Source organism: Paenibacillus sanguinis 2301083 = DSM 16941, assembly GCF_000374825.1.
GTDB classification, from domain to species: Bacteria; Bacillota; Bacilli; order Paenibacillales; family Paenibacillaceae; genus Fontibacillus; species Fontibacillus sanguinis.
The window spans coordinates 34,970-48,810 of sequence record NZ_KB895376.1 but is presented as its reverse complement, the minus strand read 5'-3'; the positions used below and the strand labels follow the sequence as shown (position 1 = coordinate 48,810).

Sequence of the window (13,841 nt, the reverse complement as noted above, 5' to 3'; positions counted from 1 at the left end):
TAATGTGAAATGAATCACATTAGTTGTGACATAGCTCAACGCCCTGAATCGAGCAAACCCATGCCCCGTAAGGGATATAGAACGTGCAAACGGTTGCTTAATATTTAAAATATTTATTTTTTAGAAAGCTTGGATATGGCATACTGGAAGCATTGCTGTCAAAAGCGAGGAATGAGCAACTTCGGATCAGCGGCAGGATTATGGCAACTTGGCCATGAAATTAATTTTGGGGGTGACTTGATGGGACTTGGAAATACATTTTTACTTAACTTGGGTATGCTGGTTACCGTCACATATCTGGCTAATATCCTATATAAGTATGGGCTTCGTAGAACCTCGCCACGCATGATTTATATTTTATCGGTGCTGTTGATTATCGTATCGGGATGGGTTTGTATGAAGTTTGGCTTCCGCCTGAAGGATGATGTGCTATTTGATTTGCGGTATGTGCCGTTAATCATCGCCACCTTCGTGTATGCCCAACCAGCCACTGTCATTCTGATTGGCGTGGGCATTGGGATGGCCCGTTTGAGCTTTGGCGTGAGTGAGGCTGCAGTCGTTGGTCTGGTTAATCTCACCATTTTGGGTTTTGTCGGGGCAGGGCTAAGTATCTGGATGAAGCGAACCAATTACCGGTTCTTTGTCAAGGGTCTGGTTACAATCTTAATTATTAACATTGTTAACCATGTGAATCTTGCCTGGTTTGGCGTCATTCCGTTCAGCAAGTATATGCTGGAGATTATGCCGGTAACTTTACCTCTGGGCATTTTTCTTAGCATACTGTTTGCCTTGATTCTACGCGATTTTCAGTTAGGGCATCGGCAGAATCTGGAGCTTAAATACGCAAATGAATTACTTCGCAAGCAAACAGATGAGCTGCATAAGGCTAAAATTGTTTTGGAGGATCGGGCTAAGCAATTGGCTCAGGCTTCCAGATACAAATCTGAATTTTTGGCAAATATGTCCCATGAGCTAAGAACTCCGCTGAACAGCATCATTAACCTGGCGGAAATTATCTCAGAGAGCGACGAGGCAGACGAGGATATTCCGGAATACGGACGGCTCATCCATAAGTCCGGTCATGATTTGCTGCAAATTGTAAATGATGTGCTCGATTTATCCAAGGTAGAAGCCGGTCGACTGGAGGTTGTCGAGGAGGAGGTTGTGCTTGCCGAGTTGCCGGACTGGATGCAGATGCATTTTGAACACATTGCCCAGCAGAAGAATATCCAATTTGTGATTAATCTGGAGCAGGGGCTGCCCAATACGATCATAAGTGACGCACAGCGCATTAATCAAATCTTGCGCAACCTATTGTCTAATGCCTTCAAATTTACTCAAGAGGGCCACGTACAGCTTGATATCCGCCGTGCTGAGAGCGAGGAGATTCCGCATCCCGGCGAATGGCTTGCCTTCGTTGTCACCGATACCGGAATCGGCGTGTCGAAGGACATGCAGGAGGCAGTGTTCGAGGCGTTTCAGCAGGCCGATGGCTCGATTAGCCGTAAATTCGGCGGAACAGGCCTGGGATTGTCCATCAGCAGCAATTTGGCCAGACTGCTCGGCGGCTTCATCGATATGGACAGCACGGAGGGAGAAGGCAGCTCATTTGCTTTCTACCTGCCGTTAAGGCCCGGGAAGATATGCCCTGATCACACGGATTAAGTTGCTCTTGCGGGGTGATTATCGCTACAATGTTAGAAGTAAAGTTAAGAAGGGATGAGGAAAATGGAGAAACAAGTGATATCGACGACAGCAGCGCCGGGGGCAATTGGTCCCTATTCGCAAGGGATCGGGCTAGGTGATTTAGTTTTCACCTCCGGACAACTGGGTCTGGTGCCGGAGACGGGAGAACTGGCAGACGGTGTCGAAGCGCAAGCCGCCCAAGCGCTGCGTAATGTGGCTGCTGTGTTGGAAGCTGCCGGCAGCGGTCTGGATAAGGTTATTAAAACGACGGTATTTCTGAAAGACATGAACGATTTTGCCAAAGTAAATGAGGTGTATGGCACGTTCTTCACAGCACCTTATCCCGCACGCAGCGCAGTCGAGGTGGCTCGTCTGCCTAAGGACGGTCTGGTCGAAATTGAAGTTATTGCCTTGAGATCTTAAGAAGTCTCATTTATTCACTCTGCTCCCAAACAAAATCGTTATTGCATAGTATGGAGGGGTTCGGCGTGCATTCGTCCGAAACCCTCTTCTCTTTTCGGTTTTATATGGTTCGTTTTTCGTATAAACTATAAGCATATGTTCAAAAATTCGCGTTTTCAGGACCAAGTCTTGTGCTTCCGCTGGACGTTTTTTTTAACGTTTTAGTTGAGTGGAGCTGAGACTGAGGAGCGGATCGTACGTTGCGGGTAATAAATAAGGATGGAATTAGGAATCGACGGGAGATCATCATGAATCAACGCCTGTATGGAATTTGGCTCGGGGAGGTGCTGTTCTGCTTCTCCGGGGAATTATCGGAGTCCAAAGTAGATGCATGGACCGCATTGCTGAGGGGTGTGGAGCTTGAATCCGGGGATCGGCCGTTTCAACATGCTGTGTTGCGGCTGGCTGAGATTCGGTTCCCTTACGCTACTCTGCGAAAGTCCTCCAAGACAAGGGAACGCCGCAGCTTGATTGGCCGTACGCTGGAGGGCTTAACGCTGCCGGTTGATAAGACCTGGCAGCTGCTGCTTAACTGGGATGAATCAGCTTGGGAGCAGAGAGGCTTCAAGCCTGGGGTGGAAATGCGCTATTGGAGCAAGGCGGCCCGGTTCGTGCTTGAGTTGCTCATCCGGGGACGTATCGCGCCTTCGGTGCGTCCCTCACCCATTTCCGGGGCGCGGCGCAGGGGAGCGCAAGGACAGGTGCAAGCCGTCTGGGGGCCGTTGCTTACCGAGCCGAAGGATGAAGAACGGTTCCGGCTTTTGGCCGGCTCCATGCCACCCGTCTGCCTTGCGGCGGTACAAAGCCTGCCCGCTGAGGAAGGTAGTTCGCTGGAGGAGCGGCAGATGGCGATTTTGCATCATTTCATGACAGCGATGATCGATCATGAAGCACGGGGAGCGGTGCGGGATTTAGGAAGAAAGCTTAACCCTGCGCGTGCCGATTATCGTCGGGGGTTTTCGCCGCTAGCCGAATTGTGGTGGAACAGCTTGTTAACCGGAGGGCACCCCCCGGATATTCAAGCGAGTACAGCGGAGCTGGCCGGGTTGACCCAAGAGGTGTCTGAGGCTGGAGGGATGCGGCCAAAAGCTGAGAAGGCAGATGTGAAGACCTTGGGTGAACGCACAGACAGTCTGCGGCTTTGTCTTCGATTGGAGCCAGTCTTCATAGAAGATGATAGCGGTGTTCCGAAGGATAATGAGGCGGGGGATTCAAGCCTGTCACGGACGTCGGGTTGGAGATTAAGTATTTGGGGCGAAGGGGTGGAAGAAGCTTCTGTGCTGCTGCCAGCAGGGCTGATCTGGAGCTATCCTGCCTCAGACATGCACATTCATGGTGTGTTGTACCGCAATGTTCAGGAGACCTTGCTGCTTCGGCTAAGTAAAGCTGCCAGTCTATCCAGTGAATTGGCGGATGTCATGAAGATGTGGCGGCCAGAGGAGTTAATCCTCGGGCCTGAGGTGATTTACCGTTTCTTAGGCAAATCCGTTTCCGTGCTGCGTAAGCATGGGGTTACTATACAAATGCCCTCCAAATGGACGCGGGAGGGACGGCGGTCCACAGGGGTCCGCATTAAAGCTGAGGGCTGGGCAAGCTCGAAAGAGGCTTCGACAGAGGGAACTCCCAAGCTGGGGATCGAGCAGCTTGTCAACTTTGAGGCTGAAGCGATTCTTGGAGGCCGGACTATAAGCCGGGAGGAACTGGCGGAGCTTGCGGCGGCGAAGCACCCGCTTGTTTTTTTTCGCGGGGAATGGATCGAGGTAGACGTCAAGGAGATTCGTCAGGTATTAAAATTTATGAAGCGCCGTGAAGAAGGTACGCTCTTGTTCCGCGATCTTATGCACTTGTCTACGGGTGAAGGAAGTATACAGTTCGAGGGTGTAAACATCGAAGAGGTGGAGACCTCGGGCCTGTTATCGGCATTTGTCTCCGGCTCAGCCTTGCGGCATCTACAGCCCAGACCTGTGCCACAAGGACTAAACGGTACGCTGCGGCCTTATCAGGTGCGTGGATATCAATGGCTCTCAACGATGCGGGATTTGGGCTTCGGTGCGTTGTTGGCCGATGACATGGGGCTTGGCAAGACTATTCAGGTTATTACCGTATTGCTGGACCATGTGAATAATAATTCGGGGAAAAGCTTGATTATCTGTCCAACTTCACTGCTTGGCAACTGGCAGCGTGAGATTGCCAGGTTTGCGCCAGCGCTGCGTTTGTATGTGCATCATGGGAGCGGTCGTCACCGGGGAGAGCGATTTGAACAAGAGTATGCCGACGGCGATGTTCTGCTTACGACCTATCAGTTGGCTGGCCGCGATGCAAAAGAACTGCGTTCGGTAGAGTGGAGCACGGTTGTTCTGGACGAAGCGCAATATATTAAAAATTATGGCACCAAGCAGGCGCAAAGTGTCATGAAGCTTAATGCGCCTCACCGCATCGCGATGACGGGGACTCCGGTGGAGAATCGATTGGGTGAATTGTGGTCTATCTTTCAATTCCTGAACCCGGGGTATTTGGGGACACAGGCCTCTTTCCGCTCCCGGTTTGCCTCGGGTGCAGAGCAGCCAAACGATGAATTGCAGAAGCTGCGTCAACTGGTAGCCCCATTTTTGCTGCGCCGGCTAAAGAGTGATCCGGATATTCGCAAGGATTTGCCGGAGAAGATTGAGTTAAAATCCTATTGCACATTGACGACGGAGCAGGCTCGGCTTTACCGCTTGGTGACGGATGAACTCATGAACCGGCTTGGCGAGCATGAGGGCATCGCCCGCAAAGGCCTGGTCCTGTCATCGCTGACTCGCTTGAAGCAAATCTGCAACCATCCTGTGTTGGCAAGAGGGTCTATACAGATGTCCGAGTCGGCGGTTCCGGGACGTTCCGGGAAGTTGGAGCGCCTGGAGGAACTATTGGACCTGATTATGGACAGTGGGGAGGCGGTGCTGATCTTCACGCAATATGTACGAATGGGGGAACTGCTGCAAGAGCGTTTGACGGAGCAATATGGACAGCGGCCATTTTTTCTGCATGGTGGTGTGCCCAAGGCAGAGCGGGATGAGATGGTTCGGGCCTTTCAAGAGGGGAAGGGTTCTCCGATTTTTGTACTGTCCTTGAAGGCTGGAGGGGTAGGTCTGAACCTGACCCGTGCCAATCATGTCGTCCATTATGATCGGTGGTGGAACCCGGCGGTGGAGAATCAGGCGACAGACCGGGTATTTCGCATCGGTCAGCGCAAAAATGTGGAGGTTCATAAGCTGATCTGTCAGGGAACATTGGAAGAGCGCATCGACGAACTAATTGAACGGAAAAAATCGCTATCCGAGCAAGTGGTCGGCTCAGGTGAGCAATGGCTGACAGAAATGAACGATGAAGAATTGCAAAGCTTGATTATGCTGCAAGAGGGAAGCTTTGGCGAGCCGGGAGGAGGTTACCTATGAGCACTGGTGATACAGATAAGCCGGAAAAGGGACAGCAGCCTGAAAAAACGGGATTTGAGCAGCAATCCAAGGAATTGCTGGGCCGCATTCGACTTGACGAGGGTGGGTTAAAGGTAACTGCGGCGGTGGAACATACGGTGCTGATCCCGGTCAACTCATGGCTAGAGAGGACACGGAAAGAAGTCGTAGAGCAGCTCCAGCAGCAGCCTGAACGGATTGCGAATTTGGTGGAGCAAGGCGCCGTTGCCTTGTTGCCGCTATTGCCAGAGCATGTGCCCTGGCTGAAGGAGATGGAGGATGCCAGTCAGGATGAGAGCCTCCATGCCAAGAGCTTTCATGCTGGCAAGGGCATAGCTAAAACGGAGGCCCCAGGGACTGCCGGTGTTAAGGCCATTGGGCCTGGGAGCGAACGGGTGGCAGCTGGAGATAACGTCGCCTCCAAGGCTGTCCGCGCTACCCATAACCGGAGCGAGGCCGTTCCTGCGGTTCAGCAACCCGGCTGGAGCGGCAACGCGCGGTGCTCTTGCAGCGACCCGTGTTGCGCCTGGGTCGCCCCGGCCCAAGCGGCCGTAGCCGCCGCTTGGGCTAGCGGCGCGGACGAGCGCCTGCGGCTGCTCGGCTGGACGCGCGAAGCGCTGCTCGCCGCCGTCTGGGCGGCGTGGGCTGCGGCTGCACCGCTGGCGGACGCCGAGGCCGCGTTGCGCCGGGCTGCGGGCCCGCGCACGAGCGAGCGGCGCCCTGCGGCAGGGCCGCTTGGCCAAACGCTGGCCGAGCGCCTGGCCGAAGCAGCCGAGCAAGGCCGGCTGCATGAGCCCGCGCCCGAGTTCCACGATATTCACGTGGAACTCGGACCGGCGGAGCCTGCGGCTGCGGGTGAGCCGCAGGGCCCGGACCCGGCGCCGTGGGCCGCGATGCTGCCCGGCGTGCGGGGGGCGGCGACCGGTCTTTCGCTGGTCGCCGGTCAGGTCATGCAGCGGGCGGAGGAGCTCGCCGCCCCGCTGCGCACCAAGCCGCGGTGATCGCGGCTTGGGCCTTGGTGGCCTTGGTGGCCTGCGCGGCGTCGCTCCGCAGCCCGCACTTTAGATTTAGACCAACACTGTCGGCCTCCTGTTAGGACCGTAATGGAATTCCTCATGTTAATTTCGCATAATCACCTACAATTTTCCATTTAGACGGAAAACCTCCAGCTAATTTAGCTGATTCAACCAGAAAAGTCAATTTTCAGTCAAATAAACTGGAGCATTTCCCCCTAGTATAGCCTCCAAGTGTTTAACCTCTACTATTATTAATCAAGACTGATGGCTGTCAATCGGGGGTTGTTAAGCAGCAGCTTAAATCGTTTCACCAAGCCTATTCCTGTCAAATTGTTGGATGATATAGCTAAAGTGCTTAGGTATCCAGAGGGATGTTATATTCGGAGTATGTCGAAGAATGCTTCAGAGAGCAGCCTCATTGGCGACGTGTAAAAGTTTTGCTATTGCGTTGTCTTGACCTGCAAAGGTTGGATATGGTTGCTGATATATTGAACCAACTTATGGAAGAACCTCAATATGTAGCAGCTGTGTTCGAAATGGCGGAGGAATTGTATAAGGTTGGCCGCAAAGTAGATGCAATTCCGCTATATCGGTGTGTCGTTCAAAATGAGATAAAACAACACTCCGAGCGTTTAGCGATTAGCCATTACAAATGGTTTCGCGCCGAGATCAGCCAGCCACTGGATATTGATAAATACTATGATTCAAGCAAGACTTCATAAAAGTCACATTTCATGTTAGTAGCCCTGTACCACCAGTTGCTATTCAACCCATGTCTCATGGTGAAGGCGGGCAGCTGGCTAACGATGCAACGATAGAAGAAACGAATCTCGCCATGAGGTCGTTTTTTTATTTTTTCCTTGTTTTTGGCAACCTATACTAATATAAGGAGGGAGGAAGAGAGGAGAAAGACACAGCATGAAGAAATCGCCGATTGAGAAGAAGCGTCTGGAGATGCATAAGCTGGCTCAAAAGTACGGGATTTCCGCTTCTCAGGTACTGAAAAAGTCAAAAGAGCTGGACCAATTATTGAACAGGTATTACCTGGAGCAGTTAAAAGATAGTAAAAATCCTGAACAAAATTAAAATTTGAATTAGTAGCCCCCCCCCCCATAAAAAGCCGTTAATCGTGTGCTTATTCATGTCGTAAAATACATATGGGATTGATATCCAATTCATTTCCAAAGGGTGGAAGCCGCGCCCTGAGTCGGAAGTCGGTTTTCATAGCAGCATGAAATCTGGTATGATAATGAATATTTCGCGGGGAGGAGTCATCTCATGAATATTTTACAACGGCTGAAAGATGGGGCGGGCAAGGTGACTGATCGTGCGCAAAATGTCGTAGAGATCGGGAAGCTAAATACGCAAATTTCAAATATCGAACGTGAACTTGGATTATACTTTCAAAAAATGGGTGAGGTCTTCTACGAGGCTTACCGCAAAAAGGATATGTCCGAAGCGGATAAGGAAATGCTTGATCTGGCTAAAACCTGCGATTTGCTGACCGAGGAACGGGATGAAATCCGTATGAAGGTAGCCGAGTTGAAGAATGAACGGCTATGCGGCGCTTGTGGGCGGAGTGTGGCCGAAGACGCCTTGTTCTGCCAATACTGTGGACATAAGCTGTTGAAGGCCAAAGCGGCAGCAACAGAGCAGCATACTGATTCACCCGCCAGGGAAGCGGCAGCAAGCTCTTCGACGGCTCAGACGGTTCACTCCTTGCTGGAAGAAGGGGCGTTCACGTCGACTGCCGAATCCCAGGCAGGTGAATTGAAGCTGGATGGTAAGCTGGAGCAGTTGCTTGCGGCTGCCTTGCAGGAGGAAAAAAGCGAGTATGGCGAACCGCAACAGGAGCCTGAGTCCAAGCCGCCAACAGTTGATCCTGAAGAGGAGGAACGCTTGCAACGCAACCTCGAACGGGAGCGTAAGCGGCAGGATGAACTGGACCTGCGAATCCGCAAGTGGACCGAAACGGCGGAAGCGGCAGCGCAAAAAGAGGAAGCTGCCCAAGAGCAGGCTCAGACTCGGGTGGCTACAACCAAATGCCAAATCTGCGGCTCGATTCTGGTCAAGGGGACCAAATGGTGTCCCCACTGTGGCTCAGAGCAAATCTAGCTAGCGACGGGGTTACGCTAACCCATCGACGCCTGGCTAGCTTGATGGTAAATAGAAAAGTTCACGTTGTTGTAATAAAATAAACCGCCCAAGCGGCGGGGATGTCCGTAGTATATAGTAAGTACGCAGCCGCCGGGGTTCTGCTCCGGCGGCTGTATGCTTATGAAGACGGCAGGGGAAGCTAAATGCCGCATAACTATCATTTTCGGGAGCGTGAGTCACATGGAATGTATCGTACATTTTGATGTTGTACATAAAGAGGGAATCAAGGAGCTGCGTGGATTGATCTTCATTGATGAGGGCGAGATGCCGGAAGAAAGCGATCTTCTGCAAATGTTCGCAGACATGGGCTATCAATTGCAGCTTCAAGACAGGGAGAACCTGATCTTCAAGCCAACGCAGCCCGGTGCGGATTATGAAGAAATCCGTGTGCGTCGTTTGGACACAGGCCAAACCACGTACAAGGAGGATGGGGAGTTGAAATCCATCCTGACCCATTTACTACCGAAAAATCCTGGACCTCTATAGCTGGCGCTGAGATTCCTCTTCCATTCCCGTGCACATTTGCGTTATACTATCTAACATTGTGTACTAAGTAAGGTTCTTTCTTGAACCACCTCTTTCTCGTATAAGTGCAAGAATGGGCTTGCATGTCTCTACCTGATCACCGGAATGATCGGACTACGGGGAACGCTATGGAACTGCTTGGGGGCCGGAGGGCGTAGTTGACGTCTGTTTTTTCGGTTGTCTCTAGTGATGAATAGGGTTTCTGTCCGCATGTCCATTTCCGATTTAGGGAATGGGCTTTTTTGCGTTTTGCGTTTTGTGTTTTGGCATGGGTTGAACAAGACCTGAATCATGTTAAAGAAGACCAAGGGGGAAGTTGCTATGAAGCTGCTGCAAGACAAAGTCATGAAGGAAGGCATCGTACTGGGGAATCAGGTGCTGAAGGTGGACTCTTTCCTCAATCATCAGATGGACCCGGTGCTCATGAAGGAAGTGGGTGCGGAATTTGCCCGGCGCTTTGCGGATGCAGGAGTTACCAAGGTGCTGACGATTGAATCTTCGGGAATTGCTCCGGCGATTATGACAGCACTGGAACTGAAAGTACCGATGATCTTTGCCCGCAAGCATAAATCGTTGACGCTCAAGGACGATATTTTTGTGGAAAAAGTATACTCGTTCACGAAGCAGGAAACGAACGAGATTACCGTGTCGAAGAAGTTCCTGTCTGCTAAGGATCGAGTATTGATCGTGGATGACTTTCTGGCAAATGGCGAGGCGGCTTTTGGCCTGGCCCGCGTGACGGAGAAAGCCGGCGCCAGTGTGGCCGGGATCGGAATTGTGATCGAGAAGTCGTTCCAGCCGGGAGCGCGGCTGCTGACGGAAGCGGGCTACCGCGTAGATTCGCTGGTGCGCATCGCCTCGCTGGACGAAGGAAAGGTGACTTTTTTTAACCAACGCACATCGGAAGAATAAGCATTTGGTCCTGAAAACTCGACTTTTTGAACCACACTATAAATATAAATTACGGGTTCACCGGGGAGGAACTTGATTTACATGGAACAAGAACGAGTATTTCAAAGACACCGTCATCCATTCAAGACGTTGTCGCTAGGCTTGCAGCATGTCCTGGCTATGTATGCCGGTGCTGTGATTGTGCCACTGATTGTAGGGGGCGCGCTGGACTTTACCCATCAGCAAATGACATATCTGATTGCTATTGACTTGCTGGCTTGTGGTGTTGCTACCTTGCTGCAGGTTTGGGGGAACCGCTTCTTCGGGATAGGCCTTCCGGTCATGCTCGGCTGTGCGTTCCAGGCGGTATCGCCGATGATTGCTATCGGGTTAGAGGATGGGGCAGGGGTATCCGCTATTTATGGGGCCATTATTGCCTCCGGTCTATTCGTGCTTGTGTTTGCCGGTCTATTTGGCAAATTAATTGCATTATTCCCACCGGTGGTCACCGGATCAGTCGTCACGATCATTGGCGTCACGTTGATTCCGGTAGCCATTTCTGACTTGGGCGGTGGCAATCCAGGAGTGAATCCTGAATTTGGCAGCCCGTTTAACCTGACATTAGGCTTTGGTGTGCTGCTGTTTATCATACTCATGAATCGTTTTGCCACCGGGTTTCTGCGCTCTGTCTCTGTACTGCTTGGGTTGCTTGCAGGTACGCTCGTCGCTGCTTTCGCGGGACAAGTAGACCTGACACCGCTGAAGGAAGCAGGCTGGTTCCATGCGGTACAGCCCTTCTACTTCGGCAAGCCGACGTTCCATGTTTCTGCGATTTTGACGATGATCCTTGTGGCGATTGTCAGCGTAGCGGAATCCACTGGCGTATTTATGGCGCTGGGCAAGATCGTGGGCAAAGACCTGACCTCCAGGGACTTGACCCGTGGTTACCGGGCGGAAGGCTTGGCTATTATCCTGGGTGGAATTTTCAATTCCTTCCCGTATACGACTTATTCCCAGAATGTGGGCCTGGTGCAAATGAGCCGGGTGAAAACGCGCGATGTCATCTTTGTTGCCGGGGGACTTCTGGTGCTGATCGGCTTCGTACCGAAGATCGCCGCTTTGACACAGCTCGTACCGACATCGGTGCTAGGGGGAGCGATGATAGCCTTGTTTGGGCTTGTCTTGTCCTCGGGCATCCGTATGCTGGGCGATCAAGTGGATTTGAACCGGCATGAAAATTTGCTGATTATCGCTTGCTCCGTAGGGATGGGGCTGGGCGTTACCGTCTTGCCTGAAATCTTTGACCGTTTGCCGGCGGGGCTGCGCATTTTGCTTGATAATGGCATTGTGGCGGGCAGCTTTACCGCTATTGTTATGAATTTGCTGTTTAATGGGCTAAAGGGCAATGGCAATGGCAATACATCCGCGAAAACGGATGGGGCGGCAAAGCAAGATGCAGCGCCGGACACCTTGACGATGGAATCGGGACAAGTCGGTAGCTGAGCTAAGGGCCTGTAACCTTAGGTCAAGCATCGGCTTGGGCTACATCCGATGAAGCTGCTTCTCGGCCAGTTCACCGATCCAGGGCAGCTTTAGCCATTTACCCTGTAGAGTTGCCAGCATGAGCACAACCCAAAGGGTTACGCCCAATAGTGTGAGCAGCATGCTGACGACCACGCCGATCACGGGCAAGAAGCCGGAAAGGGCATGTGCCAGCATTAGCCCGCCGAACAGCATGACCGATTGCAGAGCATGGAACAGGACGAAGCGGCTGCGCTTCTCCAGTACGAGAAAGATGACGCCGCCAACAAAGGCGAACAAATAACACAAGAAGCCAGCGACGTTCTCGTATAAACCAGTAGATGATTTGAATGGGGACATGGGCCAACCAACCTTCTTTCTGGAAAAAGGATGTCTTCATCACCCACTATATGACGAGCCTTCCCTTGAAAGAACCGCTTGGCCGCGATCGGCAGCAATCGTATATAGATCAGGAGCTTGGCATGAACTCCGTGAGCTGTGAGCTTGCGGAGTTTCTGCATTTTTTGAGAGGAATTTGCGTACAATGAAAAAAACGCTTGCATAAATGTATGTTTGAAAGAAAGCTGAAACCTGTTTCTGAATATGCTACAATAAGCAATAGGAGGTTTTTTCACAACTGAATAGCCGGCACGACTTCAAGAATTTCACCAAACACTTTTCGGCGTCACGAAATCGGAGCATTTACCTTAAACGTTCTGGGAGGGAAAGAGTTATGGCAACGAAAGGTCATGATGAAGTAAAAGAAAGTTTACGGGAAATGACCCGAATCTTTAAACCTAAAGATCCGAAGAAGTTCGTGAAAGAATATGTTCGTAAATATCGTATTATGGGCGGCTATGAGGAGGAATTGACTCACCTGGTAGAGCATGAAATGGGAAAAATGAATTCCTCCGTTTCTTGATGGATTAATAGGCAAGTATATGATCGTTCCGGCGCGTAGGTGATGCGTCCGGGACGTTTTTTTGTCTAGGGCCAAGCCGTCTTGAACCGGACAAAGGCAAAAGTGGAGTATGGGAAGGGAGACAAAGGAACGTGAAGGTGCGTTTAAAAACAAAAGATGAGATTGCCCGAATTCGTGAGGCAGGTAACATTCTTGCGGAATGCCACCAAGGCATTGCCAGTCTGATCGGACCTGGAATCACCACGATGGAGATCGATGCGTTTGTGGAGTCGTTCCTCGCTAAGCGCGGGGCGACTCCGGAGCAGAAGGGGTATCACGGGTTCCCTTATGCGACCTGTGCTTCGGTGAACGATGTGGTATGCCACGGTTTTCCCGGGACACGCAAGCTGGAAGCAGGAGATATCGTGACGATTGACATCGTGGTGAACAAAAAGGGCTGGCTGGCGGATTCAGGTTGGTCGTATCGGATCGGAGAGGTTAGCGAGGCCGCGGAGAATCTGCTGACGGTAACGGAGCAAGCTCTGCTGGCAGGTATTGCTCAGGCTGTGCCGGGGCATAAAATCGGCGACATTGGTTATGCGGTGCAGCGAGTAGCCAAGGCATCCAAGATCGGTATCGTGAAGGCCCTGATTGGGCATGGCATTGGCCGAGTTATGCATGAAGCGCCGGATGTGCCGAACTTCGGTCGGCCGCACACAGGGATTACCTTGCAGCCAGGCATGGTAATCACCATTGAGCCTATATTTACAGGTGGTGAGACCGGTGCAGTTCTATGGGAAGATGATGGCTGGACCATTCGGACAGCGGATGGAAGTCTCGGTGCACATTATGAGCATACGCTGGCTATTACGGAAGATGGGCCGTTAGTTTTATCTGTTGTAGAGTAGAGAGGGGCAACCTCTCTTTTTTTTTACGTCTTGATGTCGAAAAGTTTAGAAAAATGTCAAAAACGGGCTTAAGCTGTAGCCTGGCTGCATAGTCTAAATTCGTCTGTTTTTGATAGCCCTTTCAAACACAAATTCAAAAATAGAAAACGCTAACAAAACCTTGTGGAATACGGATTTTTTTGGTTTTCATAATTTTGGAAACCAATGTTGAATCATTGACAAAAAAGGGGTTCGATCATATATTTAATAGGTGATCATTATAATTGACACAAACATGCTTTTCGTGGTATTAATTGCAATTTCTAAATGGTATGTGGCAGAA

At 51.3% G+C, this 13,841-nt stretch carries 13 protein-coding genes and 1 riboswitch; of the genes, 12 read left to right on the top strand and 1 reads right to left on the bottom strand.

Annotation, left to right across the window (positions count from 1 at the left end):
* Positions 1 to 240: 240 nt before the first annotated feature.
* The 10 genes from C557_RS0100240 to C557_RS0100195 all read left to right on the top strand — a co-directional run bounded on the left by C557_RS0100240 (position 241) and on the right by C557_RS0100195 (position 11,692).
* Complete coding sequence (locus C557_RS0100240; protein WP_026263218.1) at positions 241 to 1,665, top strand: sensor histidine kinase; 1,425 nt, start codon at positions 241 to 243, stop codon at positions 1,663 to 1,665.
* Positions 1,666 to 1,728: 63 nt separating this feature from the next.
* Positions 1,729 to 2,109, top strand: coding sequence for a RidA family protein (locus tag C557_RS0100235; RefSeq protein WP_018749798.1), 381 nt, complete (start codon positions 1,729 to 1,731; stop codon positions 2,107 to 2,109).
* A 287-nt stretch (positions 2,110 to 2,396) separates the two neighbouring features.
* Entirely contained in the window at positions 2,397 to 5,582 is a 3,186-nt protein-coding gene (locus C557_RS0100230) for a DEAD/DEAH box helicase (RefSeq protein ID WP_040676271.1), read from the top strand.
* Positions 5,579 to 6,601, top strand: coding sequence for a hypothetical protein (locus tag C557_RS23980; RefSeq protein WP_018749796.1), 1,023 nt, complete (start codon positions 5,579 to 5,581; stop codon positions 6,599 to 6,601). Before C557_RS0100230 ends, C557_RS23980 begins: the two co-directional genes overlap by 4 nt.
* 503 nt (positions 6,602 to 7,104) lie before the next feature.
* On the top strand, positions 7,105 to 7,338 hold the full coding sequence (locus C557_RS24755; protein WP_205621577.1) for a hypothetical protein: 234 nt from the start codon (positions 7,105 to 7,107) through the stop codon (positions 7,336 to 7,338).
* 196 nt (positions 7,339 to 7,534) lie between these two features.
* Entirely contained in the window at positions 7,535 to 7,702 is a 168-nt protein-coding gene (locus C557_RS24300) for an aspartyl-phosphate phosphatase Spo0E family protein (RefSeq protein ID WP_018749794.1), read from the top strand.
* Between the two features lie 192 nt (positions 7,703 to 7,894).
* On the top strand, positions 7,895 to 8,731 hold the full coding sequence (locus C557_RS0100210; RefSeq protein ID WP_018749793.1) for a zinc ribbon domain-containing protein: 837 nt from the start codon (positions 7,895 to 7,897) through the stop codon (positions 8,729 to 8,731).
* A 222-nt stretch (positions 8,732 to 8,953) separates the two neighbouring features.
* Positions 8,954 to 9,259: a hypothetical protein gene (locus tag C557_RS0100205; protein ID WP_018749792.1), complete on the top strand. Its 306-nt coding sequence runs from the start codon at positions 8,954 to 8,956 to the stop codon at positions 9,257 to 9,259.
* A 76-nt stretch (positions 9,260 to 9,335) separates the two neighbouring features.
* Positions 9,336 to 9,435: riboswitch (purine riboswitch) on the top strand.
* 184 nt (positions 9,436 to 9,619) lie between these two features.
* Positions 9,620 to 10,210 carry a xanthine phosphoribosyltransferase gene (locus C557_RS0100200; RefSeq protein ID WP_018749791.1) on the top strand — a complete coding sequence of 197 codons (591 nt, stop codon included), beginning with the start codon at positions 9,620 to 9,622 and terminating at the stop codon, positions 10,208 to 10,210.
* 81 nt (positions 10,211 to 10,291) lie between these two features.
* Positions 10,292 to 11,692, top strand: coding sequence for a nucleobase:cation symporter-2 family protein (locus C557_RS0100195; protein WP_018749790.1), 1,401 nt, complete (start codon positions 10,292 to 10,294; stop codon positions 11,690 to 11,692).
* A 39-nt stretch (positions 11,693 to 11,731) separates the two neighbouring features.
* On the opposite strand, the gene C557_RS0100190 is transcribed toward C557_RS0100195, so the two are convergent.
* Positions 11,732 to 12,070 (bottom strand): DUF4870 domain-containing protein, encoded by a 339-nt coding sequence (locus tag C557_RS0100190; RefSeq protein WP_018749789.1) that lies wholly within the window; start codon positions 12,068 to 12,070, stop codon positions 11,732 to 11,734.
* Between the two features lie 373 nt (positions 12,071 to 12,443).
* Here C557_RS0100190 and C557_RS0100185 point away from each other — a divergent pair, with 373 nt between their 5' ends.
* Positions 12,444 to 12,632 (top strand): hypothetical protein, encoded by a 189-nt coding sequence (locus tag C557_RS0100185; RefSeq protein ID WP_018749788.1) that lies wholly within the window; start codon positions 12,444 to 12,446, stop codon positions 12,630 to 12,632.
* A gap of 131 nt (positions 12,633 to 12,763) precedes the next feature.
* Positions 12,764 to 13,519 (top strand): type I methionyl aminopeptidase, encoded by a 756-nt coding sequence (map, locus tag C557_RS0100180; protein WP_018749787.1) that lies wholly within the window; start codon positions 12,764 to 12,766, stop codon positions 13,517 to 13,519.
* Positions 13,520 to 13,841 lie beyond the last annotated feature (322 nt).